Source organism: Salmonella sp. SA15303 (assembly GCF_029962125.1).
GTDB classification, from domain to species: Bacteria; Pseudomonadota; Gammaproteobacteria; order Enterobacterales; family Enterobacteriaceae; genus Salmonella; species Salmonella enterica.
Window position 1 is genome coordinate 3,682,876 of record NZ_CP123924.1, and the last position, 25,809, is coordinate 3,708,684.

General features: G+C 47.9%; 21 protein-coding genes and 6 pseudogenes. 7 read left to right on the forward strand and 20 right to left on the reverse strand.

Annotation, left to right across the window (positions count from 1 at the left end):
* Nucleotides 1–9 precede the first annotated feature (9 nt).
* The 3 genes from prfH to dinB form a co-directional block, all read right to left on the reverse strand.
* Nucleotides 10–624 carry a peptide chain release factor H gene (gene prfH, locus QEN31_RS18245; protein ID WP_000602086.1) on the reverse strand — a complete coding sequence of 205 codons (615 nt, stop codon included), beginning with the start codon at nucleotides 622–624 and terminating at the stop codon, nucleotides 10–12.
* Nucleotides 621–1,760, reverse strand: coding sequence for an RNA ligase RtcB family protein (locus QEN31_RS18250; RefSeq protein ID WP_000528883.1), 1,140 nt, complete (start codon nucleotides 1,758–1,760; stop codon nucleotides 621–623). The genes prfH and QEN31_RS18250 overlap by 4 nt, the downstream gene beginning before the upstream one ends.
* 218 nt (nucleotides 1,761–1,978) lie before the next feature.
* Nucleotides 1,979–3,034: a DNA polymerase IV gene (gene dinB / locus QEN31_RS18255; RefSeq protein WP_001226198.1), complete on the reverse strand. Its 1,056-nt coding sequence runs from the start codon at nucleotides 3,032–3,034 to the stop codon at nucleotides 1,979–1,981.
* Nucleotides 3,035–3,283: 249 nt separating this feature from the next.
* Here dinB and dpaA point away from each other — a divergent pair, with 249 nt between their 5' ends.
* Complete coding sequence (dpaA, locus tag QEN31_RS18260) at nucleotides 3,284–4,024, forward strand: peptidoglycan meso-diaminopimelic acid protein amidase (protein WP_001225658.1); 741 nt, start codon at nucleotides 3,284–3,286, stop codon at nucleotides 4,022–4,024.
* Here the strand turns inward: dpaA and QEN31_RS18265 are convergent.
* Both QEN31_RS18265 and lpcA read right to left on the reverse strand, forming a co-directional pair.
* Nucleotides 3,995–4,762 (reverse strand): class II glutamine amidotransferase, encoded by a 768-nt coding sequence (locus QEN31_RS18265; protein ID WP_000333391.1) that lies wholly within the window; start codon nucleotides 4,760–4,762, stop codon nucleotides 3,995–3,997. The genes dpaA and QEN31_RS18265 overlap by 30 nt on opposite strands.
* A gap of 212 nt (nucleotides 4,763–4,974) precedes the next feature.
* Complete coding sequence (gene lpcA, locus QEN31_RS18270) at nucleotides 4,975–5,553, reverse strand: D-sedoheptulose 7-phosphate isomerase (RefSeq protein ID WP_000284051.1); 579 nt, start codon at nucleotides 5,551–5,553, stop codon at nucleotides 4,975–4,977.
* A gap of 239 nt (nucleotides 5,554–5,792) precedes the next feature.
* Between lpcA and fadE the strand changes: the two genes are divergently transcribed.
* The 4 genes from fadE to pagN all read left to right on the forward strand — a co-directional run bounded on the left by fadE (nucleotide 5,793) and on the right by pagN (nucleotide 10,895).
* A complete protein-coding gene (fadE, locus tag QEN31_RS18275; protein WP_000973041.1) occupies nucleotides 5,793–8,237 on the forward strand; it encodes an acyl-CoA dehydrogenase FadE in 2,445 nt (814 codons plus the stop codon).
* 108 nt (nucleotides 8,238–8,345) lie between these two features.
* Nucleotides 8,346–9,113 carry an amidohydrolase gene (locus QEN31_RS18280; protein WP_000015789.1) on the forward strand — a complete coding sequence of 256 codons (768 nt, stop codon included), beginning with the start codon at nucleotides 8,346–8,348 and terminating at the stop codon, nucleotides 9,111–9,113.
* A gap of 309 nt (nucleotides 9,114–9,422) precedes the next feature.
* Nucleotides 9,423–9,830, forward strand: a complete 408-nt coding sequence (locus QEN31_RS18285; RefSeq protein WP_000788200.1) for a Spy/CpxP family protein refolding chaperone — start codon at nucleotides 9,423–9,425, stop codon at nucleotides 9,828–9,830.
* 345 nt (nucleotides 9,831–10,175) lie between these two features.
* Nucleotides 10,176–10,895 carry an adhesin/invasin protein PagN gene (pagN, locus tag QEN31_RS18290; protein WP_000787608.1) on the forward strand — a complete coding sequence of 240 codons (720 nt, stop codon included), beginning with the start codon at nucleotides 10,176–10,178 and terminating at the stop codon, nucleotides 10,893–10,895.
* A gap of 3 nt (nucleotides 10,896–10,898) precedes the next feature.
* Here pagN and QEN31_RS18295 read toward each other — a convergent pair whose 3' ends face one another.
* The 10 genes and pseudogenes from QEN31_RS18295 to QEN31_RS18340 all read right to left on the reverse strand — a co-directional run.
* Nucleotides 10,899–11,114 carry a hypothetical protein gene (locus tag QEN31_RS18295; protein ID WP_001521596.1) on the reverse strand — a complete coding sequence of 72 codons (216 nt, stop codon included), beginning with the start codon at nucleotides 11,112–11,114 and terminating at the stop codon, nucleotides 10,899–10,901.
* A gap of 119 nt (nucleotides 11,115–11,233) precedes the next feature.
* Nucleotides 11,234–12,181, reverse strand: coding sequence for a LysR family transcriptional regulator (locus QEN31_RS18300; protein ID WP_000970301.1), 948 nt, complete (start codon nucleotides 12,179–12,181; stop codon nucleotides 11,234–11,236).
* A 494-nt stretch (nucleotides 12,182–12,675) separates the two neighbouring features.
* Nucleotides 12,676–12,913, reverse strand: a pseudogene (locus tag QEN31_RS18305) (PerC family transcriptional regulator); the annotation flags it as partial.
* 82 nt (nucleotides 12,914–12,995) lie between these two features.
* Complete coding sequence (locus tag QEN31_RS18310; protein ID WP_000119391.1) at nucleotides 12,996–13,817, reverse strand: polysaccharide deacetylase family protein; 822 nt, start codon at nucleotides 13,815–13,817, stop codon at nucleotides 12,996–12,998.
* A gap of 407 nt (nucleotides 13,818–14,224) precedes the next feature.
* Entirely contained in the window at nucleotides 14,225–14,695 is a 471-nt protein-coding gene (afaD, locus tag QEN31_RS18315) for an AfaD family invasin (RefSeq protein WP_000266934.1), read from the reverse strand.
* 21 nt (nucleotides 14,696–14,716) lie between these two features.
* Nucleotides 14,717–17,227 (reverse strand): fimbrial biogenesis outer membrane usher protein, encoded by a 2,511-nt coding sequence (locus tag QEN31_RS18320; RefSeq protein ID WP_000669614.1) that lies wholly within the window; start codon nucleotides 17,225–17,227, stop codon nucleotides 14,717–14,719.
* 23 nt (nucleotides 17,228–17,250) lie between these two features.
* Nucleotides 17,251–17,964, reverse strand: a complete 714-nt coding sequence (gene safB, locus QEN31_RS18325; RefSeq protein ID WP_000257365.1) for a pili assembly chaperone SafB — start codon at nucleotides 17,962–17,964, stop codon at nucleotides 17,251–17,253.
* A gap of 107 nt (nucleotides 17,965–18,071) precedes the next feature.
* The gene (locus QEN31_RS18330; RefSeq protein ID WP_099949705.1) at nucleotides 18,072–18,569 is read right to left on the reverse strand and encodes a pilus assembly protein; all 498 of its coding nucleotides are present in this window, start codon (nucleotides 18,567–18,569) and stop codon (nucleotides 18,072–18,074) included.
* A 763-nt stretch (nucleotides 18,570–19,332) separates the two neighbouring features.
* Nucleotides 19,333–19,617, reverse strand: a pseudogene (locus QEN31_RS18335) (integrase core domain-containing protein); the annotation flags it as partial.
* A pseudogene (locus QEN31_RS18340) lies at nucleotides 19,616–19,756 on the reverse strand (Clp protease ClpB); the annotation flags it as partial. The pseudogenes QEN31_RS18340 and QEN31_RS18335, both read right to left, overlap by 2 nt.
* Nucleotides 19,757–20,123: 367 nt before the next feature.
* Here QEN31_RS18340 and tagK point away from each other — a divergent pair.
* Nucleotides 20,124–20,887, forward strand: a pseudogene (tagK, locus tag QEN31_RS18345) (type VI secretion system-associated protein TagK).
* A gap of 35 nt (nucleotides 20,888–20,922) precedes the next feature.
* Here the strand turns inward: tagK and QEN31_RS25460 are convergent.
* The 5 genes and pseudogenes from QEN31_RS25460 to QEN31_RS18365 all read right to left on the reverse strand — a co-directional run.
* Nucleotides 20,923–21,153, reverse strand: a pseudogene (locus tag QEN31_RS25460) (YagK/YfjJ domain-containing protein); the annotation flags it as partial.
* A gap of 42 nt (nucleotides 21,154–21,195) precedes the next feature.
* Nucleotides 21,196–21,468 carry a hypothetical protein gene (locus QEN31_RS25465; protein WP_418895953.1) on the reverse strand — a complete coding sequence of 91 codons (273 nt, stop codon included), beginning with the start codon at nucleotides 21,466–21,468 and terminating at the stop codon, nucleotides 21,196–21,198.
* 325 nt (nucleotides 21,469–21,793) lie between these two features.
* A complete protein-coding gene (locus QEN31_RS18355; protein WP_252311930.1) occupies nucleotides 21,794–22,378 on the reverse strand; it encodes a DUF3987 domain-containing protein in 585 nt (194 codons plus the stop codon).
* Nucleotides 22,375–23,319, reverse strand: a pseudogene (locus QEN31_RS18360) (DUF3987 domain-containing protein). Before QEN31_RS18360 ends, QEN31_RS18355 begins: the two are co-directional and overlap by 4 nt.
* A 69-nt stretch (nucleotides 23,320–23,388) precedes the next feature.
* A complete protein-coding gene (locus QEN31_RS18365; protein ID WP_071530570.1) occupies nucleotides 23,389–23,568 on the reverse strand; it encodes a helix-turn-helix transcriptional regulator in 180 nt (59 codons plus the stop codon).
* Nucleotides 23,569–23,671: 103 nt separating this feature from the next.
* On the opposite strand from QEN31_RS18365, the gene QEN31_RS18370 reads away from it, so the two are divergent.
* Complete coding sequence (locus tag QEN31_RS18370) at nucleotides 23,672–25,522, forward strand: hypothetical protein (protein ID WP_000556733.1); 1,851 nt, start codon at nucleotides 23,672–23,674, stop codon at nucleotides 25,520–25,522.
* Nucleotides 25,523–25,809: the final 287 nt, after the last annotated feature.

Consider the following 25,809-nt stretch of genomic DNA (forward strand, 5'->3'; position numbering starts at 1 on the left):
AGCACCGAATTATTGTGGCGTAAACGCCATTCCTTTAAATATCCGCAGCGGATTGCCGCGCTCAATCTGATGATGGAACAGACGCCTTTCAGACTTCAACGCCGCACACTCATTTTGCCGTTGCTGTTCCAGCCGCCAGGCAATCAGCAGCCGGGCCAGACGCTTATTCGCATGTTGACTGCGCTCCGACTGAACCTTCACGCTAATCCCGCTCGCCAGGTGCGTGGCCCGCACTGCCGAGTCGGTTTTATTAACGTGCTGCCCACCCGGGCCGGAAGAGCGCAGAGTCTCGAAACGAATCTCATCAGACTGTATGTGTTCGTCGGCGGAAAAGCGCCCAATGCCGACGTACCAGTTTTTTCGCCCATGGTGCGGGCGATACGGGCTGGTACAAATCCACAGTAACGTGCCGCACCAACGTTCACTGAAAGCCATAGCTTTTTCGCCGTCCAGCGAGACCAGCGCGGAACGCAGCGTGTCTGGTAATCGTCCCGGCTCCGTTTCAAGTCGCGTCAACGATACCTTTTCTCTGGCGGCTTCTTTCGTCAGACAGTCCAGCGCTTTTTTTACCGCCAGACAACACTCGTCCGGTCCCTGTGCGGAAGAAAGTTGCAGTAGGATCATGCGCTTTTCTCCCCTGAGGTTTTCAGCGTCAGCACCGGACGCAGGCAGGCAACCGGCGTAATCAGTCCGGCGTCTGCCAGACAATCCACAACGCTATCGATGGATTTATACGCCTGCGGCGCTTCTTCATAAATGAGCTGGCGATCGCGGCAAATCACCCGGCTACCCATCCCGGTACGGCAGAGCTGTCGCGGGGTAAATTTTGCCGATAACCGGTCTTTACACTCGGTACGCATCCATTTGCGCCCCGCACCGTGCGCCAGGGAGAAGAGGCTCTCCTCGCTGACGACGGGTTTCACCAGCCAGCTATAATCGCCGCGCGAGCCGGGGATAATCACCAGTCCCTGCCCATCTGGCGTAGCGCCTTTACGGTGCAGCCACCCCGCCTTACCCGCGACAGTACAGGGTTCAACGAAGTTATGCGCCACATCCAGCCGCGGCTCGCCCTCAGCCCTGAGCTGTTGCAGTATCCGGCGGGCAATCAGCGCGCGATTACTGCGGGCAAATGCCAGCGCATCGTCATGTTCTGCAAGGTAGTGGCGCGCATCGTCGCTATCTTCCGGCAAACCGTTATGCGAAAACGCCTCCACATGACGACGCAGGATAGCTTGCCCCAGACCGCGTGAACCACTGTGTACCAGCAGTAATAACTGCGCTTTTTGCAACCCCGACAAAGCGAACGAATCAGCATCGACGATGCGATCGACCTGCTGCAGCTCGGCAAAATGATTGCCGCCGCCAATGGAACCCAGCGCAGAGCGCCACGAATGATGCTGCATTGCGGCGGGGACATTCTCCTCCAGCCACTGCGCGTCCGCCACGTCAGGCAGCGACGCCAGCCGCTTCTCCAGTTTATCGGCGTTATATTTACGCCCTAAAATATCCGTTTGCCATAACGCCATGCCGCAGCCGATATCGTTGCCGACCAGCGCCGGATAAAAACGTCCACGCGAGAAAAAGGCTGCGCCAATAGGATAGCCGCGCCCCGGATGCAGATCTGGCATCCCGATAACGCGTTTCATACCGGTTAACTTAGCCGTCGTATATAATTGTTGGATCGCGGAATCTTCGATCCACAGGTTATCCGATGCGATAGAAAATACCACATCTGATAAAGGACGAATATAATTGCCCATATACCATTCCATATATGAATTAAAAAATCAGGAAATGGCAGACTAATCCAGGGCAATAAAAGAAAATTAATCCTGGAAAGGTCTGCAAAGTGCGTTCAGAGAATAAAGTGTCATGATGAACCTCCTTTGCAGTTATTGAGAATGAGAAAACGCGGGTATAGTAATACTGAAATTTAGATGGCGCAATCGTAATAGTGATAAAATATTAATGGCCTGACTTATAACCCTAACACCAACTGTCGTTCCAGTTGAGGGTCGAGCAGCGTTACGTGTAGCCCCACCAGCCGTACGCCGCGCTCGCCGCGACGCTCGTCCCAGGTTTTACGGGCGGTGGTAATTAAGTCTTCTTTATTTAATTGCGGCCAGACATGTTCCTGAGTGGTTTGCTGAAAATCATTAAATTTTAATTTAACGCCCTGTCGGGCAATCAGTAAATCGGGCTTTACTATAGCCAGACGACGCTCCAGTTCCGGATATAAATGTTCAATAATGGCCTCGCAGTCCGACCATTCATGAATATCCTCCGCCAGAGTACGCTCAACACCTACCGATTTACGCAGCCTTTCGCTGTTAACATCACGCTCGTCAATACCCTGACTACGCTCCCATAATACCCGGCCAAATTTACCAAAGCGTTTGAGAAGCATCGCCAGATCGCACTGTTGAATATCCCCGCAGGTTCTTAACCCCATATTTTCCAGTTTGGCGGCGGAAACTTTCCCCACGCCTGGAATTTTGGCTAACGGCAACGTTTTAAGAAAGTCGGGTACATCGGCTGGCGTAATAACATATTGTCCGTTCGGTTTATTGAGATCGGAGGCGATCTTCGCCAGAAATTTCACTGGCGCAACGCCGGCGGAGGCGGTGAGTTGCAGTTCATTGAAAATAGTCTGACGAATCTCCCTAGCGATCAGAGTTGCCGATCCATAACAGTGCGGGCTGTCAGTCACATCCAGCCAGGCTTCATCCAGCGAGAGCGGTTCAATCAGTGAAGTGTAGCGGGAAAAGATGTCACGTACATGCCGCGAAGCCTCTTTATAGGCGTCAAAGCGGCCAGGCAATAGGGTGAGATGGGGGCACAGCTTTAGCGCCATGGCGGTCGGCATCGCGCTGCGTACGCCAAACTGGCGCGCAGGATAGTTGGCGGTACTGATAACGCCTCTTCGCTCACGACTCCCGCCAATGGCAATGGGAATATCGCGTAACGCCGGATTATCACGCATCTCTACCGCGGCAAAAAAACAGTCCATATCAACATGTATGATTTTGCGCATCGCTCGCCCCCACAATACTGTTTAAGTGTACAGTATGTTTTATTGCGCGCAAAGATACATTCGCGTTAAAAATGCGACATATTCGAAGGTATGACGACGAAAGCGGCGGGAAAATTGTAAACGTACACACGGGGACTTGCGAAAAACTGCCGTGGTGCTAATGTGAGCGCTCCAAATCCAGATTACTCCGATTTGGGGACTCTTTTGCCGTTCTGGCGTGTGTAACCGTTTTATCAAGGAACAAGCAGTATGCGTAAAATCGCATTTTTTCTTGCGATGCTTCTGATGCCGTGCGTCTCATTTGCCGGTTTGCTGAGCAGCAGCAGCCCCGTCACGCCGGTCAGTAAAGAGTATAAGCAGCAGTTAATGGGCTCACCGGTCTATATTCAGATTTTTAAAGAAGAGCGCACTCTTGATCTCTACGTCAAAATGGGTGAGCAATACCAGTTGCTTGATAGCTACAAAATTTGCAACTATTCCGGCGGGTTAGGCCCGAAACGCCGTCAGGGCGATTTTAAAAGTCCGGAAGGGTTTTACAGCGTTCAGCGTAATCAACTCAAGCCAGACAGCCGTTTTTATAAGGCCATCAACATTGGTTTTCCCAATGCCTACGATCGCGCGCATGGCTATGATGGTAAGTATCTGATGATTCACGGCGCCTGTGTTTCCGTCGGCTGCTATGCCATGACCGACAGCGGCATTGATGAGATTTTCCAGTTTGTCACCGCCGCGCTGGTCTTTGGTCAGCCGAGCGTGCAGGTGAGTATTTATCCGTTCCGGATGACCGACGCCAATATGCAGCGTCATAAATATTCTTATTACAAAGATTTCTGGGCGCAGCTAAAACCCGGCTACGATTATTTTGAACAGACGCATAAGCCGCCAACTGTTTCTATCGTTGATGGACGTTACGTCGTGAGCAAACCGTTGAGTCACGAAGTCGTTCAGCCACAGCTGGCCTCAAATTATACGCTCTCCGAGGCAAAATAACGCCCATTCGCCTGGCATAATCTTTTGCCAGGTTTCATTCCCCGTTAGCGGCTGGGTAGCAATCACGGTAACCACGTCATTTGGCGTGGTCTGTGAACTGAAATCAATTTCCATATCCTGATCCACCAGCGTGGCTACGCCAAACGGCGCCCGGCGAGTGATCCAGTGCAAATGGGTTGAGCAAAACGCCATCACATATCGCCCATCTGACAGCAGCATGTTAAAAACGCCTTTTTCACGTAATACCGTCGCCAGTGTCGCAATATATTTAAATACCGCTGTCATGTTGCCCGGCGTGCGGGGATAACGCTGCGTTAATTTATGCAATAGCCAGCAAAACGCTTTTTCGCTGTCGGTTTCCCCCACCGGACGAAAATTACCGGTTTCCAGCGACTTATAACCGTTGAGCTGACCGTTATGAGCATAAGTCCAGTTGCGTCCCCATAATTCCCGGGTAAAAGGGTGCGTATTTTCCAGCGCCACTTCACCGCGATTAGCCTGACGGATATGGGAGATAACCGAGCAGGACTTGATCGGGTAATTCTGTACCAGCTTCGCAATCGGCGAATGGTAGCTCGGTTGCGGATCTTTAAACGTGCGACAGCCCTTTCCTTCGTAAAAGGTAATTCCCCAGCCGTCTTTATGCGGCCCGGTTCCGCCGCCACGCTGCACCAGTCCGGTGAAGCTAAAGCAGATATCCGTCGGCACATTGGCGCTCATCCCAAGCAGTTCGCACATACATCACCTCCACAAACGCCTTAAGCGGGAAGGCGTAATTTTTACAGCCAATCAAAACTAAAAATATCAAAGAAAACAATATGCTATACCCTAAATAATTCGAGTTGCAGGAAGGCGGTAAGGGAGGAAATCCCCAGGAACATAGATAACTATGTGACTGGGGTTTCTGAGCGCAACCAACGCACCTGCAGCTTGAAGTATGACGGGTATAGTTATTTAACCATCTCTTTTTCGATCAACTGAATCAGGATATGAATCACTTTGATATGAATTTCCTGAATACGATCGGCATAACCGAAGTGCGGTACGCGAATTTCAATATCCGCCGTTCCCGCCATTTTGCCTCCGTCTTTGCCGGTCAACGTAATCACTTTCATGCCTTTTTCACGGGCCGCGGCAATCGCTTTAATCACGTTACCAGAGTTACCCGACGTCGAGATCCCTAACAGGACATCGCCTTCGCGCCCTACCGCTTCAACGTAACGAGAGAAAATATAGTCATAGCCAAAATCATTACTGACGCAGGATATATGGCTAACATCAGAAATCGCAATTGCCGGGTAGCCCGGACGATTTTCACGATAACGACCTGTCAGCTCTTCAGCAAAGTGCATCGCATCGCAATGGGAGCCGCCGTTACCGCAGGAAAGTACCTTACCACCCGCTTTAAAACTGTCAGCCAACAGGACCGCCGCGCGCTGAATGGCGTGAATATTGGCGTCATCTTTTAAAAAATTAGCCAGCGTTTCCGCCGCTTCGTTCAGTTCGTTACGAATAAGATCCTGGTACATGAGGATATCCTTCAGCATGAATGTAAATGACAGTATGCAGTGTACCGGATAGCAGTACAGGCGAGAAGCATAAGCCGAATTAACGCCTCACGCTTTTGATTTTTCGTGCCCCCAAAAACGGCAACAATGTGAGCTTTGTTGTAATTATTTTGTAAACACATTGCTAAAAGATTTTACATCCACTACAACCTAATCATCACAAGTGGTCAGACCTCCTACAAGCAAGGGAGCTTTTCGTTATGATGATTTTGAGTATTATCGCTACGGTTGTTCTGCTCGGCGCATTGTTCTATCACCGCGTGAGTTTATTTCTCAGCAGCCTGATTCTGCTCGCCTGGACCGCCGCACTTGGCGTCGCTGGCCTGTGGTCCATCTGGCTGTTGGTTCCTCTGGCCATTATCCTCGTGCCGTTTAACCTCACACCGATGCGAAAATCAATGATTTCCGCACCGGTGTTCCGCGGCTTCCGTAAGGTCATGCCGCCGATGTCGCGCACTGAGAAAGAAGCGATTGATGCCGGTACAACCTGGTGGGAAGGCGATCTGTTCCAGGGCAAGCCTGACTGGAAAAAACTGCACAACTATCCGCAACCGCAACTCACTGCCGAAGAGCAAGCGTTTCTCGACGGCCCGGTAGAAGAAGCGTGCCGGATGGCGAACGATTTCCAGATTACCCATGAACTGGCGGATCTGCCGCCGGAACTGTGGGCTTATCTGAAAGAGCATCGTTTTTTTGCGATGATCATTAAAAAAGAGTACGGCGGGCTGGAGTTCTCCGCTTATGCGCAGTCCCGTGTACTGCAAAAACTGTCCGGCGTCTCCGGGATTCTGGCTATCACCGTCGGCGTTCCAAACTCACTCGGCCCTGGCGAGTTATTGCAGCACTATGGTACGGAAGAGCAGAAGAATCACTATCTGCCGCGACTGGCGCGCGGCCAGGAGATCCCCTGCTTTGCGCTGACCAGCCCGGAAGCAGGTTCTGATGCAGGCGCCATTCCGGATACCGGCGTGGTTTGCATGGGCGAATGGCAGGGCCAGCAGGTGCTGGGTATGCGCCTGACCTGGAACAAGCGTTACATTACGCTGGCGCCGATAGCTACCGTGTTGGGTCTGGCGTTTAAGCTTTCCGATCCGGATAGATTGTTAGGCGGAGAAGAAGAGCTGGGTATTACCTGCGCCCTGATCCCCACCTCAACGCCGGGTGTGGAAATTGGTCGTCGCCACTTCCCGCTTAACGTTCCGTTCCAGAATGGTCCAACCCGCGGTAACGATATTTTCGTGCCTATTGATTATATTATCGGCGGCCCCAAAATGGCCGGACAGGGCTGGCGTATGCTGGTGGAGTGTTTGTCGGTAGGACGCGGTATTACCCTGCCGTCCAACTCCACTGGCGGGGTGAAATCCGTCGCGCTGGCAACCGGCGCCTATGCTCACATTCGTCGTCAGTTCAAAATTTCTATCGGCAAGATGGAAGGTATTGAAGAACCGCTGGCGCGTATTGCAGGTAACGCTTATGTGATGGATGCCGCCGCATCGTTAATCACCTACGGCATTATGCTGGGCGAAAAACCGGCGGTACTGTCGGCTATCGTGAAGTACCACTGCACCCACCGCGGCCAGCAGTCAATTATCGACGCGATGGATATCACAGGGGGTAAAGGCATTATGCTGGGCGAGAGCAACTTCCTGGCGCGTGCTTACCAGGGCGCGCCTATCGCGATTACCGTGGAAGGCGCGAATATCCTGACCCGTAGCATGATGATCTTTGGTCAGGGCGCCATTCGCTGCCATCCTTATGTACTGGAAGAGATGGCCGCAGCGCAGAATAATGATGTCAATGCCTTTGATAAGCTGTTGTTTAAACATATTGGCCATGTCGGCAGCAATACCGTTCGCAGTTTCTGGCTTGGCCTGACCCGCGGATTAACGAGCCATACGCCAACCGGCGACGCCACGAAGCGTTATTACCAGCATCTGAACCGACTGAGCGCAAATCTGGCGCTGCTGTCTGACGTGTCAATGGCGGTACTGGGCGGCAGCCTGAAACGCCGCGAGCGTATCTCCGCGCGTCTGGGCGATGTGTTGAGTCAGCTTTATCTGGCCTCAGCCGTACTGAAGCGTTACGACGACGAAGGTCGCCACGAAGCCGACCTGCCGCTGGTGCACTGGGGCGTACAGGATGCGCTGTATCGTGCTGAACAAGCGATGGACGATCTGCTGCAGAACTTCCCGAACCGCGTCGTGGCCGGATTGCTCACCGCGATGATCTTCCCGACTGGCCGTCATTATCTGGCGCCGTCTGATAAGCTGGATCACGCCGTGGCGAAGATCCTGCAGGTGCCGAACGCCACACGTTCACGCATTGGGCGCGGACAGTATCTGACGCCCGCCGAACATAATCCGGTCGGTTTACTGGAAGAAGCGCTGCGTGATGTCATCGCTGCCGACCCTATCCACCAGCGCATCTGCAAAGAACTGGGTAAAAATCTGCCGTTTACTCGTCTGGATGAACTGGCGCGCAATGCGCTGGCGAAAGGGCTTATAGATAAAGATGAAGCCGCCATCCTGGCGAAAGCGGAAGAGAGCCGCCTGCGCAGTATCAACGTTGATGATTTTGAACCTGAAGCGCTGGCGACCAAACCGGTAAAGCTGCCGGAGAAAGTGCGTAAAGTCGAAGCCGCATAATCAGTCTCGCCTCTTTCCTGCCCCGCTTTCGCGGGGCTTTTTCTTGCCGCTTTTTTATTATTGCTCATGCTACAGTGTAAAGACGCTGTTCAATGAGGAGCTCCGATCGTGTCTGGTTTGAAAATTACTCTGTTGCAACAACCTTTAGTCTGGATGGACGGCCCGGCAAACCTGCGTCATTTTGACAGACAGCTAGAGCTCGTATCTGGCCGGGATGTGATTGTTCTGCCTGAAATGTTTACCACCGGCTTTGCGATGGAGGCCGCTAATAACTCACTTTCGCAAGATAGCGTGATTACGTGGATGCAGGCCAAAGCCCGACAAACTGACGCTCTGATTGCCGGCAGCGCGGCGCTACAAACTGAGCGCGGCGCCGTAAATCGCTTCTTACTGGTTGAACCGGAAGGCAAGGTTCATCTCTATGATAAGCGCCATCTGTTTCGTATGGCGGATGAACATCAACATTATGCCGCAGGCGATAAACGCATCATCGTGCAGTGGCGCGGTTGGCGCATCCTGCCGCTGATCTGTTACGATCTGCGCTTTCCGATATGGTCGCGCAACCGCAATGATTACGATCTGGCGCTGTATGTAGCGAACTGGCCTGCGCCGCGCTCGCTACACTGGCAAACATTACTGACAGCGCGCGCTATTGAAAATCAGGCTTATGTCGCAGGCTGCAACCGGGTTGGCACCGATGGCAATGGGTTACATTATCGCGGCGATAGCCGGATCATTAATCCCCAGGGTGATATTATCGCCACCGCCGAACCACACCAAGCGACACGTATTGATGCCGATCTTTCTCTCGTCGCCTTGCAGGACTATCGCGAAAAATTTCCAGCCTGGCGCGATGCCGATCCATTCACCTTGTAAGCAACCTGCCGCTCACCGCGGCGGGATTGTTTCACTCCGTAACTCTCCGTAAAACAAATTCGCGTGGCGTAATGTGGCAGGCAACGTATTCTGACTAAGAGCCTATCCCATTAGGGCTATTTTACTTGCCATTTTGGACCTAGGCAGTGCTCAAAATCCTCACGTACTACGTGTACGCTCCGGTTTTTGCGCGCTGTCCGTGTCCAAACTGGCTGCGCCAATAACGCCTAATGGGATAGGCTCTAAGATAATTGCTCGCCATTCGTGGGTAATAAAAACGGTTAATCACTCCCTTATCAGGATATCTTCATGAAAAACTTTGTACGCACAACTTTACTGGCAGCGACTCTGGCGGGCGTTTCTTTTGGCGCTTTCGCCACCGCTGTCCCCAATCCTCCCCTGCCCGCCCAGGATCCTATTGTCCAGCATCTGAAGCTGACAAACGATCAGATTACCCGGATCAAAAAACTTCACCAACAACTGGAAACCGACGTCAGTCAGATTTCTATGAAGGGAATTAAAGACGGTGCGCTGATAGAGGTGATTAAATCCGGTAAATGGGATGACGCCGCCGTAAAACAGCAGCTTGCAGCCTTCAGTAACATAGAACAACAGGCTCGCTATTATCGGGTTAAATATTATTTTGATTTAAGCAAAGTCTTAACACCAGAACAGCGTCAACAGGTACAACAAGATCTCGCCCAGGCACTTGAGTAAATATTTTTGCCCGTTATTTCTGGATAACGGGCTTTATCCAGGACAGGTACAAATTCATCTTCATCTTTTTCTTACAACATCGCTCTATCTCACACTACCCGTTACATAACGTAGAAGTGAAACCGTACGTGGGGCTGGCATACGTTGGGCAATTTGGCGAGGAGATGGATTTCCATACCGACGATTATCGTATTGTTATTTAAAATCTTCATCTCATTTTTTACCCGCTTACAGAAAACCCAGCGTTACAATAGACCGTTTTTTGGGCTTCGTTTATGTAATCGTTATATCACACCCTATACCGTGAAACTTGTCTTTTAGCCCAATATTAAGGCAGGTTCTGAAATGAAAAACTTTTTCGCAGTCTGCATCATTCCCCTTGTGGTAGCCTGGTCCGCTACTGCATCAGCAAAAGAAGGGATCTATATCACCGGGAAAGCGGGGACATCCGTAGTCAATGTCTATGGAATCAACTCAACCTTCAGCCAGGATGAGATAGTCAATGGTCATGCAACGTTACCTGACCGTACCAAAGGCGTTTTTGGCGGCGGGGTTGCTATCGGTTATAACTTTTATGATCCATTCCAGCTTCCAGTACGTTTAGAACTGGATACCACTTTCAGAGGTGAGACGGATGCTAAAGGCGGGCAGGATATTATTGCATTTGGTGATCCAGTACACATAAATGTAAAAAATCAGGTCCGAATGACCACTTACATGGTTAATGGCTATTATGATTTTCACAATAGTACGGCATTTACTCCCTATATCAGCGTAGGCGTTGGCCTCGCTCATGTGAAGCTAAGTAATAACACCATTCCTGTTGGTTTTGGTATTAATGAAACTCTGTCTGCTTCAAAAAATAACTTTGCCTGGGGCGCAGGTATCGGTGCAAAATATGCTGTAACAGATAATATTATGATTGACGCCAGTTATAAATACATTAATGCTGGCAAAGTAAGCATTTCAAAAAATCACTATGCTGGTGATGAACATACCGCTTATGATGCAGACACAAAGGCTGCCTCCAATGACTTCATGCTCGGCATTACTTACGCCTTTTAAACACTATCGGTAAAATAGCTGGTCCTGTGGGTTCCCGAAGGCGCAATGGAGGATATCAGTAATGAATACTCCTGCGCCTTCAGAAAATCGTTGAACAGGTGCAACCTGGCGCCATTTTTCAGTACACTGCAACGTTTCTGGTATGGGCTTAACTTCCGGCTGCCCAAAAACAGTCCCGTCCTGTTTCCGGGTATTATCATTTCCGTCAGTCGGCATCATGTTTTGTATTGGGCATCGTCAAAAGACGACTGGCTGACCAGTCGCATATCTCGATGCCTCAATTCAGTCATCATCATGTGGGTTTAAGTCAGGAACGTGTCAAAACCATTCCAAACGGGTTAATCATCATTCAGAAAATCAATTTGTGGGCGATTATTCCATTTATCTTCAATAAAAGACAGAAAGCGTTGAAATAAAGGAGAATAATACTGACGATGACGCCATACAAGATAAATGGGGAGATCTGGAACCCTCCATTCAGGAAGTATAATTTCAAGTTCATTATTTTTTAAGTATTTGGTGGCAAGCCAGGCCGGAGTCATGAGGTTGATACCCTTTCCTTCTAAAACCAAATTAAGAACACTCAAAAGATTATTGGAAGATAAATGAACATTAACAGCGCCACTAATAGTGTATGATTCATCTTGACGGAAAAGAGTAAGAGGTCCGGAAAGACCATGGTTGTGAAGACCCATAATAATGTGATTTTCCAAATCGCCAGGATGTGAGATCCTGCCATATTTTCTGATATATTTCGGACTCGCACAAAGAACCAACTTTAAAGGGCTTATCTTTCGATACACGAGATCCTCACTTTCGATTATGCCACTTTTAAAAACCAGCTCATCAAACTCCAGGGATTTACTAAAAAAATCGCTACGCTCTCGTGAATCCAGGTAGATTTTTGTATCCGGATAGCTAGCTGTAAATTCCCATATCCACTTATTGGCAAGAAACTCACAGACAATAGCCGGAGCCGAAAATTTTATACTCCCTCTGATAATTTTATCCGGATTTCGCAATTCATCCAGCAAGGACTGAAAGGAAGATGTTATCCTTTTCATGCTTGCATAGGCTGTCTGACCAGCTCCAGTCAGTTCTAAGTGATGTGAATCGCGCCGAAGTAAAGTAACCTCAATAGAATTCTCAAGGCGGCTAAGCGATTTACTGACAGCAGAAATGCTAATATCTAATTCCCGTGCAGCCCGGGAAAGATTCCCTACTTCCGCCACTTTAATAAATATCATCCAGTCTCGCATACCACGATTATTGATCAGTTCCATCATTATCTTCCGTTGATAAAAGAAATTCTTATATCAAATGAGCTATCAACGACTTACTGATACGTCATTGTGTGCCTCAATGTCCTTGATATCATCTTAATAAAAAATCTATTGGCTGCAAAATAGCATCTGAATCGATCATGATTTTGCATCCATCTCCGGTTACTAATTGAACCTGTTTACCACTCAGTGTAAATACCCTATCTCAGACGTGATCGTCAAGGTTGTCGCCGAACCAGATACCAATAATAAAGTGGTTCATTGTCATGCGCCCGTTCTGCAAAGGCATTCTCCTTTTCTGTGACGCAGTCTGGAGCGCATTAATTGTATCGTTCACCTAACAAATTATCCCGTGGAAACAAGCAAAACATCGCCAGATTATTCTTACTTGAGTCCCCCACCCGGCTCGACATTATTTGTGAAAGCGGAGGAAACAGAACAGACGGTTTAAATAAGACGCTTACTCAAAACATAAACCTATGTGCAGGCTCCTCTCATTTCGTCACGTCGCTGATATCCAGCTTTACTGGCGCCAGGGGAAGATATCTGCGCAAGGCAATAATTCCGGCGCAACAACAACCACTCCCGCTGGGCCTCTGTACATTCAAAATCTCCCATGACCAAAAGCCAGCGGGTAGAAGCCCTGCGCCAGTGACCTGCTGCCTCCAGATTCTGCGCAACCGGGTCTATCACGGCCTCCGGTGTTATCTTATTTCTGCTCAAAATCAGCACCATCATTTGGGATATAGCCTACAACCCCTGCCCGCCGATGATGGGGGAGGATTCGGTATGCAGCACTTTCATCCTGGTCTCCGGCTCAGTCAGCTATCCGACGTGCCCCCTTATGCCGGGCCAGCAGCGAAGAAAATCCGGGCGTGGTGTGATAAAACAGACGACGTTTCAGCCAGCCCACATTCTTTCGCTCCTTTGTGTTAATACGACCAATACGCTGTGAACCGATGACTGGATTGTTCATACGCCTTTCTGTGGTATACAGGTATGTGAACCCCAGCTCTTCAGCCACATGAATATAGTCAGAACAATACCAGCCCTCAGGCCAGCACAGATGCTGACTGCAGTAACCCAGCATCTCCCTCATCCGCTTACGACTAAGAAGAATATCGACACGAAGCAAATCCGACGGATTACGGGACACAGGTTTCTGGTCCCAGCGTCGGTGGGTGTGCGTGTGCGAGTGAAACTCAACAAGGCCACTGAGGTGCATCTCCCGGACCTCTGACCAGCGCAGCATGACCTCATCAGCCCGGCCTTGTTTAACCAGCATCTGACACTCATCATGAGAGTACACCGGTTCGCCTGCAGGAATACGGACCGGTCCGTCACTGATCAAACTGGTCACAAGAAAGAGATGCGCATGCAGATTAAACTCCTGCAGCACCGGAAAAACCTGCAACCAGTTATCCAGCCAGCCGCCATCAAAGGTCAGCATGACGCTTTTACGAGGCAATCTTGCACCATGATAAAAAGCTTCCACCTCTGCAGCGGTAACGGTCTTCCAGCCAGATTCAGCCAGCCATTTCATCTGCGCCCGGAACGTACGGGGAGATAAGGTTATCTGTCCGGGTTTATCACTGACATGGTGATACATTAATACCGGTAAATGTCGTGCATAAGACATATGCTTTATTCCTTTATGTAAAAAATAAATTATTTTTACGCCTGAGGGGACAAGAAAAAGCCCCCTAAACATAAAATCTTAAATATCACATATGAATACCTGACAGATAAACAAACCTTATACCAGGGGCTTATAAAGCCCCGCTCACAAAAGAGTGAATCAAACAAATCCACAAAACAGAAAATAATAAAGGCATCAGTGTCCGTTAAATTATTTTACGAAACATAATATTCCTCTCCCTACAAAAAAAGATGAATTTCAGATTTTAAAATGAATCAGCAATTGATTTTTCTGCAATGAAGATTGCTAACCATATTTACCTTGAGTAAATTTTCAATACATCCTCGAGCCTGATATACAGTATTCGCCTTATTCACTGATACAGGAAGTATGAGTGGAACAGATGTCTACGTATTCTCCTGCGCCAATGCACAGGCCTTAAAATCCAGCGTCCAGGTGTCCGCAGGCACTTCCTGATTACCATCAACGACCACACTGAAACTGGCGTTATCTGCAGCGGTTCTTAAAATGGCGCCACGACCATTCACTGTATCTGGTTGCCACCCCTCACCCTCCAGGCGAACCTGAATGTGATGGCGAGGATCCTGTTGCCCGCTCAGCAGCAATACGGCAGGCGTGTTACCCGCCTTTTGCTCATCGCTCCATACCCGAAACCCGCTGTGACTGCCGTGATAAGTCACCCAGCCTTGCGCAAGCACCATCCCATCTGGCACGTGCCCAGCCCGAAAGTAAGTCCCTACACGTAGCGTTGTCTGAAGTTTTTCTGCGGCGTTCGCTATCGGCATCAAGCTACTGGCAGCGACCAGTAAGCTTACGCTATAGATAACCGTTTTCACTCGCTGTATTTTCATCCACATTATTCTCTCCTTCAGAATCGGCTATCTGCAGAGACCGCTCATTTGATACAAGCCCGCGATTCCCTTGTGGGCAGGTAGCTGGTAGTTAACCCGACATTGCTGTGCTCCCCATTTCACCGTCAGTTCGCCCTTATCCGCCAAACCAGTGAGATAAACCTGGCTATCAGTATCCACCAGAGCAGCACTGCCATCCTGCCCATTGACTGTAACCTGCGCCCCGAAAGGAATGGCGCTACCATCTTCCCGTTTCAGCGTCATCAGTGCCCTGGCCCCGATGTGAGTGTGAAACTTCGCTTCCACCACCGCCCCTTCGGTTGGCACCACGCGCACATCGGTTTGTGTGACCTCTGCGTCATCCGGTAGTCGCGACGGATCGAGGCTGACTGTATTCTCCTGATAGACGTTCAGGTTGCCCACTGTGGTGTCGCCACGAAAATCCGTCTTAACGCCAGGCCAGCCGCCAACTGGCACCCCCGAGGCCCCTGGCGCTTCAACCAGCGCCACTGAGCCTTGCAAAGGTTGCCCCAGCGTCACACCATGATGGTGGATAACTATACCTCCCGCGATATTGACTCCCATCTGGCGCATCGCCCGGCTGTAGCTATAGTCACCACCTAACAGGCCGTAAGCCCCATTCCATGCCAAGTGCAATGCGCTGTTATTACCACCACCTGGCGGGGCATCGGCACGGTAACTCTGACGCACCTCCCAATCCAGTTGCTGACTGAATGCCTCTCCGTTGACCCCCACTTGTTGCGTCTGACCACCGTGTGATGGTGAAGTCATCTGCCAACTAGCACTTACATTATTCCCCGTCCAGCGGCTTAATGGCATACTGAACCACAGGCTGGTTATGTTCTCTTTACGGTGCGCGCCATTGCGCCACAGCGTCCTGTTTTGATTCCAGTTCAATGACAGCGAGCCCCCTCCGATAGAGGTTCCCCAACTCAGTCCGTAGCTGTCATCATGACCGGGGCGATTACGCCAGTCGGTACGGGAACCGGTTAAACTCAGATTGCCCAAATGCCTCCCCCATGACTGACTCAACATCAGGGTAGTACGCGAGCTCGGCTGCAAATTTTCCCGCCACGACCATAGACGGTTGCCATTATGTCGATAACTGTCGAGCACATCGGATAGGGTGTTATAGCCCTGCGAGGCATACTGCCATCTCGTCAGAAAAAAATTTGTCCCCGTCGCAGTCAGCTGGTTGCTGTAACGCAGTCGCCAGGAGGCTCCTTGCTGTACCGCCTCCCCCTGACGCTGACTGTGTGTGTCGCTTCCATCGACAGATAAACTCCCCCACCGCCCGAGAGATCCCCCCAAACCAAGCAATGCAGCTTGATAGTGCGTTGCACTCTGTATACCGCCGTATGCAGTGAGATTCCACGGCAGACCATACATCAACGTAGCCTGCGCGATCTGCGCCTTATCCGTTGCAGAGTCTGACGATCGGTATCGGCCCGCCAACAGGCTGTACTTCAAATATCCCTGGTGCAGTGCTATCGCCGGGGTCTGATACGGCACCACAAACATTTGTGTACTGCCATCGGCCTCCCACACGGTGACATGCAGATCACCACTACTGTCTGTTACCGACAGATCCCGCAGTGCAAACGGTCCGGGCGCCACGGTGGTGTTGTAAATGGTGTAACCATTCTGTTTGACCTCCACCCGAGCCTGCGTGCGGGCAATCCCACGCACTACCGGAGCAAACTGCCGCTCACTGTAGGGCACCATGTTGTCATCCGATGCCAACATCACACCGGTAAATGGCACACTATCAAATATCTCCCCCTGCGAAGTCTTTTGCCCCAGAGTCAGACGACTTTTTAGTGAGTACAGTCCACGCTCAGCATAGGTATATGCTGCCTGCCACTTCCCCGACTGTTGACCACTCCGCTGCCAGCTGGTCGCATTGCGGACACGCCACGCACCTATATTGATTCCCGGTTGCAGTTGTACCCAGGAAGAGTTGTCACGCCTCTCCATATCCATTTTGTAATCCGTCTGCGTTGTCCTCGCACTGTAGTTCATCAGAAACGCCGGAATACCATCATCCCAGAGATCTTCAGGAGCGATCCCCTTAAATTTCGTACGCAACGCCACCTGAGGAATACTCAGTTGCAGTTGCTGATTATTGATATCCAGTACCGCTTTAGCCTGTGGAATGGCGCTCAGATCCGCACACTCATCTGGGGTCTTTGCTGCTTTCCACAACTGAGGGTAATCTTCCGTTTTTACGCCGTAGCGTGAAAGCTGACTGACCGTCAAACAAGGAGCCAGAAAAGGCGTTCCTTGCCCATCCTTTTCCAATTTGAACACCACATCACGGGTGTCGACACGTTTACCATTCACCATCACGTCCACGCGATAAGTCCCTGGCTGTTGTACCCCCTGGTTAAAGAGCGACATATCAACCCCTTTCGCTGCATCGCCCAACATTGATGCATCGAATGTGTAAGCGTGCGCATTTGCGCAATGAACCACTCCCGCGATGAACAGTAGCAAGGCAGGTTGTTTGAACTTCATTTTCTGCCGCTAATTCCTTGAACTTATTTAAAAACGTAGTGGAACGGATGACTTTCACCACCTAAGTCTGTAATAATTTTCCACTCGACATCACCACGAGTGCCACCTGGCATATTTAGTGTTTTGTCAGCAAAGGGGGGGATATACTCAAGCCCTGTAATGGGCTTTCCCCCTACTGTGACAGAGGCTAAATTCATGTAAAACGGGGTGGGGTTCTCTACCTTAAGTTTGTTGCCCGTCTCCACCCATCTTAAATTTCCTGCAACATCTTCCGGCGTCCCCTTCACGGCATCCGGGCGGAAAATCAGCTTGTCACAGGTGCTGATGGACAAATTGAGGTCAAGGGTCGCGCCCTTAGCCTGTGTATCCGACGGTTCATTTTCGGGTGGTACCGCCTTTATACAGACCCACTGTAAAGTTTCACGATCCGTTGGCATGTCACCACCAGTACGGATAATACGCAGTTGACTCTGCTGGTTCGCTTCTAAACGAAATAGAGGCGGCATCACCATAAAGGGGGCTGGCGAATTTTTGTCTTCTGCTTTGACTGAAGACTGAACCAAAATAGGGTAATCCTGCGGGTTGCTCACCGAGAGCGTCGCGCCGGGTGTACCAGCGTGATAAATCACCCGTGTAGCTCCCAGCTTCACGCTGAATGATTTAGTGGCTGAATTTAATTGCTGCCTGGCGGCATATACTGAAACCATAGAATTAGAGGCGAACAAAGCTACCGCCATTAAAACAAAATTAATTGTTTTCATATCAAAAATTGTAAAAGAAAAACGAAAAATTTGATGTGTATTACGCCTTAAACAAGGCGCAATACACTAATAGTTGTTTACTATTACGCCTGATATCCCACTACATCTAAAGTCAGTGGGTACGTATCAGGTGAGATATTCTGCTCCCCCACCGTAGTAATATAAAGTGGGACATTGGTATCAAAGGTGATCCACTCTCTCCCATTCCACGTTTGCCTGCCATGACTATTGGTCACAGCCTTAGGTGATAAGCCCACAGTGAGTGAGTTGCCACTATTTTTACCAGCTATTCTCCATACAATGCCAGCATTGTCCATCATCACGCCAGAAGCCCCCCTGGCCCCGAATTCTTTAACAGAAGTAGAATCAACTGTAAGCTTCGCAATAGCCGTACCTGTAGGCTCATCCCCAGCAATTAAACCCGGCACTTGATCCAACGATACGGTTAAATGTTCGGGAGCGGCAAAGTTAATATCCACTGATTTCTCTTGCATTGTGTTCGGCAAAAATGAGCCAGCATAACAACTAGCAGCCATCATGCTCAACGCACTTGCGATAATCAATTTTTTTATGCTTTTCATTTGAATAACCACCTTTTTTTAACCAAATTAAAATAATCCAGCACATCCAGAACACATAACACCATACCAAATCTTACCGTATGGAAAAATCCGTGGCTGGTAATAACAGCTTGTGCTTATTGGTATTTGTTACCAATTCAAATAAGTAATGTCATAAAAATCTATATATCAGAGCACCTCTTAATCTGAAAAAAATTGCGTTATTGCCAATATAAACAGTGTTGATGTTAACATCGTGTTGTCAGGGTGGAATAGAATACTAGTCAAAAAGCAATTATACCTTCCATTTACATTCAAGTGATAACATTACAATGACACCCACCACACTGGGTGTGGGAAACTTATCTTCGAAGAGAGGATAATTATCAGGCATCGTTGCAACATTGTTTATATTTAAAAATACATCTCCTAACTCGACGGTAAGATTATTAGTTAACTTTTCCTCGCAGGGAAGATCTTTAATGGAAAATCTTGTTTTCCGAAACGGAAAAGCAATTATAACGCTCCAACGAGAGTCTCAACACTAAGAGCTGACTGACACAGGTCAGACTGATTATACAGGCATGAAAAAGCTCTCCCCTTCCTTTCAGTTCTTGCTGGATTATGCAAACGTCGCACCACCTCCCCGTGAACATGGCACATTAATTTGAAGCAGCTCTCATCCGGTATCGCTTTTCAGTACAGCGAAATTCATCGCAGGTGCCCCTGTAAATAGACCCGTTTTAGTTCCATGCATTTTTAAGATTCCGGCCAGATAATGTTGTTAGTGGTATTCCTTCGGTATCATATTGTTCCGCGATTCATATGGACGTTCGCAGTTATATTCTGATAACCCTTTATCCGCAATTTCCCGCACCTCATTCAGCGTTCTGAACAGATAAGAATTGAGTATTTCTGTACGGTATGTCCGGTTAAAGCGCGTGATGAAAACGTTTTTCTTCGGCTTACCCGGCTGGATAAACGCCAGCTTTACTACATGTTTCTTTGCCCATTCAGCCAGTGCCAGCGAGATAAATTCCGGTCCCTTATCCATACGCAGCATGGCCGGATAACTGGTGCAGCCAGTGAGTCAGCTCAACCCAGGGATTAGAGCGTAGTTTGCAAAATGCCGTTGCCGATTCCAGCGACCGGAATAGTGGGCCGGCCAGTTTTCCATACAACGCACTGCGTGAAACAGGAGTTTCCATGTGTTATGCCTTGTGACATAAAAATTCATAAAAATAATGCATCAATGCACATAAATATATAAACAATTCTTTATTGATAGCCTCGAAAAAATATCGAAACAAAACAATGATACAGATCAGGGACTAATTAGCAACCAAGCCGTTAATATTAAATAATCAATGAACAGCAAGATAAAAATCGCAATTGAAGAATTAAAAGAAATAATATTTCAAAAAAGACATCTATGCATACAACAATGCATTCACGACGAAAATAATAAAAAGGGTGTCATCAATAATGACTCCCTATGAATTTAGTTAAAATTATTTATGAATTAAAACTCCCTAAACGTTTCCTCCAGAAAAATAAATACATTTAAGGGACATAATGAAACAAGACATGTGGGAATTACGGAAAATACAGTCGCAGGGTATAACGGATAACGCACAGTATCCCGCAGGGACATACATCGTATTTACTGCCGCCCCCCCTACATTCCGCTTTTTGAGCAACATGGGAAAGACGATATCGCGCTCAGTCTTGTTCGCCACGAAGAGGCGTGGTGGATTGTTAATCACTCTGATGAACTGTGTTGTGCCGTCAATGAGCAGGTGATGGAACCTCATCACCGTATGCGGCTGAATGATGGAGATACGATTGAATGGGGTCTGTCATCCTGGTGCCTTGCCCGCACCAATGATGAGTCCCGTCCCGATGTTTCGTTTCCTCAGTTGGTTCAGTCATCTGAATCTGTTGCTGAGTACCTGGATCTGGACTGGTTTAAACAACAACAGCTCAATCCGCAGAACCCGTTCGATATTATTCCCGTCCGGGAAACCGCATCCTCTTACACTGGCCATGAAGCGGATAGCACGCTACACCAGCTTTACCAGGAATATCAGCAGGCATTGCGGCCCTCCGGGCAGGAAAAGCCCCTCCGTGCTAAACCGTTTCCCCGAAATGAAGACGCTGTCACCCAGGATTTGACGTCGTTATACGATAAAAAGGGCGACACCGACACGTTACAGGATATGGTGGCAGGCGCGCCCGGTATTGATGCCATTCTGGATACGCTGGACACGACCGGTGAAGGTGAAATGCACTGGCTGGCGATGGAATCAATGCCCGATACCCGTAGCAGAAAGTCATAATAATCAGCACTTAACGTTAACGCATCATCCCGAGTGAACCACGCGCTGTGATTCTTCGGAAAATGCGGGAGATAAGCATATTCAGGATAATCAAGACCAATGGCGCTGCACCAGGCTTTCTGTATCCGGGTCCCCATATTATCAGCGTCAGGCTTTGTATAATCTCCCAGATAGGCATAGGCCTCTCTGTCAAACAGCAGAACCAGATGGTAGTGAGGATGTTCCCCGGTAACCCGTTCCCTGGCCCAGATATAGCCGAGTGGCACAGGCTCACCAGGTCTGCCAGAACGCTTGTGTTCTTCCCTTAACTAGCTTTTAAGGGATTCCATAGCCCGAGTAATGGCTTTCTCATCATCCTTCTGAAAGCATATCGGCAAGTCCGGCTCTCCTGGCACATGGGACAGAGCAAACCTCAGGTCAGCGCGCAGAGCGAATATCCGGTTATAGTTTTCCAGATAATTAGATATTACAGCAAGCGATCGACGAAGCATATGGCGTGATATTCTCGAATCATATTTATCTTCAGCTTCCTGCAGCAGAAATTTAAACTCTCTCTCAGCTAAATCATAAGGTGACTTCATAATAATCTCTTTTATCGAAATTCATTAGATAATGGGTAGCAAGCAGCTACCCATGCAATTAGGCATACAGGTTCCCCTGCAGGAATGTGTTACCTCTGCAGACATACAGATTTTATTATTACGTTAGCGCATACATACCGATACTTATCGTATTAGTGTAAGAGTACCTACCCACGATAAATATAGTACCTACCCACGATAAATATAGTACATATACCGACTAATCAATACGGATAATAATTCCACTCACAACAGCGAAACCCGCTACACGCCAGGGAATGCGTGGAATATAACCATCTGATATTGAATGAAAATCACTCTGAAGTTATCCTTTCAGCGGGACGCTACTGATAGCACTACCTCCCCCATGATATTCTGGTATACCTTTCAAAGCCTTGTGTTCTGTATCCAGTTCTGAAGGTGCCATTTCGGAAGCCAGGTATTTGATGTAATGCGTCCCACTTTCGTCCTCCCACAACTGGATTTTACCCTCCTCAGCAAGCTGTTCCAGAACAGGCTCAAGATCAGCTTTTTTTCTGAGTGAACGATGTATCTCTTGCATCATTTCACGCCTTAAAAAATCATAAGACCCATTTTTAACAAGATGGTTTTCAAGCCAACTGAGTACTCTTTCAGAATGGGAAGGTCCCCTGACCACATCCATTTTTACAATAAAATGATTAAGGTGCCATTCCGATATTAACAACGCAGCTTCCAGTGTTTCCAGCGTAATAACGGTTGAGTCAGGGGTGATAAACAACTGCATCACAGCAGCACTCCTAGCGGTATGTTCGCAGTACCGCGCAGCCCAGTCGTTATAATGGTACAGCTTTCCCCCCTGCTGCATCAGACGCTTTACGTCCCTGCCAACATAACGCAACCGCTTCTTTGCGTCAGGAGCAAAAGTCATACAGATTCGGGGTTGATTTTTTTTCTGCGTTCAATCCCGGCAAGTAAATGTTTTTTCTGAATGGCATAAAACTTTTCCAGATCGGACTCATCGCCAGAAACCAGCTCATCAATATCAATCTGTCTGGTGAGTAACGTAAGATCCATGGTTAACGTACGCGCATAAATTCCCGTAGCTCGTATTGCGTTACCCAGTGATTTCAGTGTGCAGTCATGTGGCTCCGGCTGTGTCATCAACAGCATACCAAGCCGGGGATCTTTAATATCTGTGATACCCGTTGACGCACGACTGATCCGATAATCATCACCACACCATAGCGTATTATGAATTGCGATCTTACGGCGCATGATGCTTTCATACAGAGCACTTCCCTCGTCAGAGGTGATACCCAGACTGGAGTATTGCCCCAGCTCTTTCAGAAGGGCTTCCGGCGTGGGATCCGTTACCGTCAGATGCACCCTTACAGGCTTAACCGGTTCATTTCTGAGACATTCATCCAGTTCATTTCTGGCTGTCTCCACTCCCTCTTTCTGGCGTACAGCTTTCTGAAACGATTTCTTAAGGCTCTTACATTCTTCATCCCATAGCACGTGTTGCCGTTCATACTACTTCAGTCTGACTGAAAACACCTCTGCCAGCTCACGTTCAGTCTGATGAATTTGCGCCATAATGAGCCTGTATACTGTCGTTTTTTTGCTTCCGGACCTTGCCAGTATTATGTGAAAATGCGATACAGGAACGATAATATCATCTTCAATTTCAACATCATACATATCCTGGCAGGCCAGAGCCATGCTCCCCTGGAGGGTTGCAAAGATAAGCTCAACCGCCGCGCTGGTTTTGCCATATATGAAAGATATGATTTGTTGAAAAAACGTCAAAATTGCTCTGGTGTTCAGATTAACATGATGATTTTGAGTTTTTTTATGGGTAAGCTTCATTGCATAGTCTCTTTTGAGAAAAAATTAAACGCTTCTGGAGGCGATCCACTCATCAACGGAAGTGGAACGTCATCCAACGGAAGCAGCACCAAGTCTCACGGTTTTTGGAAACGTTTCGTCGTAATACCTGGATTCGGGATTTAGCTTTTCATAGATAGTTGACCGGGACAGACCGACTATCTTCGTCAGTTCTCTCATGCGCAGAATGCGCTGTTGTGGCTCTGATTGTCTGGTGTAAACAGATGACATTTTCGATTCTCCTGTTGGATGTCTCTGGCTGTGGTCGCAATTTTCCACAGGAGCTGAAATACTGTCCCCGTAAAAAAAACAAAACCAACCGCAGGGAGTGACAATGCACACTTTTGCCAGTCTGATGTACGATGTTTATCGGTCTTTTGGCTTATTCAGTAAAGGGAGCAGGCGGGCTGCTATACGGGGGGCTGCGACCTTTTCCAGCCATCAGCGCTTTTTCGGTAATCGTGAGGATGAAAGACATCAGGAACAGAAACACTATGATGAAATCATCGGGGTTCTTGATGCAGAACAGGTGTTCAGCACAACTCAACGAAGGGAGATTTTTTACAAATACGAGCAACTTTATAATGCCCTGATGGCTCGCCCCGTCTTTACTGAACTGAGCCGGGAACAAATAAAAAAGCGATATGCTCTGCATATAATCCCCAGATTAATCGCACTTGACATATATAAAACGTACAAAGACGAAAACAAAAACTGTTTTTATCACCATATACACCAGTTCTTGCTGAAAGATTATTGCCCATGCTGGCAGGATAAAAAGAAAGGGGGTTTATCTGCTGTCCAGAAGTATCTGAAAAGTTTAGCAAGAAAACAAAAGTTCTCTCATACAGATTCAGAAAACCTGGCGCCTCTTTTCAAAGTAATTGAAAATATCCGCCCAGGTAATACACAGAAAAAAAGCACGCTGGAAGCATCAATTATAGACTGCATTAAGGCGTATTCTGGTATTGTTGACGATGATACGCTTAACAGCGTCAGAGTCAGTCTTGATAATATAAAAAAAGCCCATTACTCCCTGACCGTACTCCTTAATGTCGAACGAAAACTCCCTGTCATTAACATCATATCACGGTACTACAGAAACTATGTAGACAATGGAATAAAACCCGGGAATATATCAGCAATGTTATGCAGACTACTGTATGAGCCAGAACCCCATGATTTTATCCATCATGATACCATGATTAACTCAATTGCGGATTATTATCATGAGAGAGTAATAAAACCGTTCTCCCTGAATATAAACGAGGAATGTTTACAGAGTATCAGCGCATTAAAAAACATCATTTTCAACTTCAATGATAAAACCATTATCTCCGAAGCACAGTTAACTGACATCGCTGTAAAATTAAAAAAAGAACCCCATAAACAGTTTATTCAACCGTATATTGAACTCTGGAAGGTTATAGATTTAATCAGTAAAGGCGAAACAGAGGAAGCATTTGAGAAAGTCAAAACTATTTCTCTGGACGATTTACCTGCAGGATATCTGGCATCCGCTTTTTTAGTTATCCATATTGCATTACGTATAAAATTTGAGAGGAAAAACGTTAAAAATGGTGTTTTCTCATTATCTGTAACATCCATCCTGGAAAATCAGGGGATTTACACTGACTATATCCCCGTCAGTCAGACTTATACAGAAACCCACAGTGACGACTCTGTTATAAAAAGTACTCTCCTTTCTGAATCCATTTTATCAGATGCCAACAATCTGACCATCATCCGTTCGGTAAGGATGTATAATAACATGGTCAGGAGAATAAGTGACTGGAATGACCTTGAGCTGGAAGGCATTTATCCTGAGTCTGTTTACGGGCTTCTGGATAAAGTTGACACTATCCTGGGTAAGATACTCAACATTATCTTTTCTGAAAAAATTACTTCCAGTCAAGATTTATCCTGCATCCTGAAAAATAATAAAATTCTGACCCGAGGTGAACTGAATGATAGCCTTATAGGCATACTGGTTAACTGTCCTCTTTTGGCGTGCGTACGGGACATCGAGAGTCTGATAAAATATCTTCGCTGCCCTGGGGAGGAAATAAGGAATATGATTCTTTCAGTTGATAAAAAATTGTGGGATTTGATATATGGAGCCCTGACGATTCTGGAGGAAGAAAGAAAAATACAGACTGGGAAAACACAGGGGGGTGGAAAATAATTGCATATTTTTACATATCCCCCCGGCTACAGTGGCTACGTGTAGCCACTGTAGCCGGGGGCTTACATTGAAAGTAACATTTTACTGATCAGAAAAAGCAGGTGAATCAAGGCTTATGGGTGATCGAGGTGCTCAATAATCGCACTAACTAGTAATAGGTAACGTCTAGCAGAGACGATACTTGGCCTGGATGTATGTCTTTTTATTAAAAAGGGCTTATCCATTAAGAATAGGCCCTGTAAACTCAGACATCAATCTCTAATAAGAACCAAATATAACTAATATGA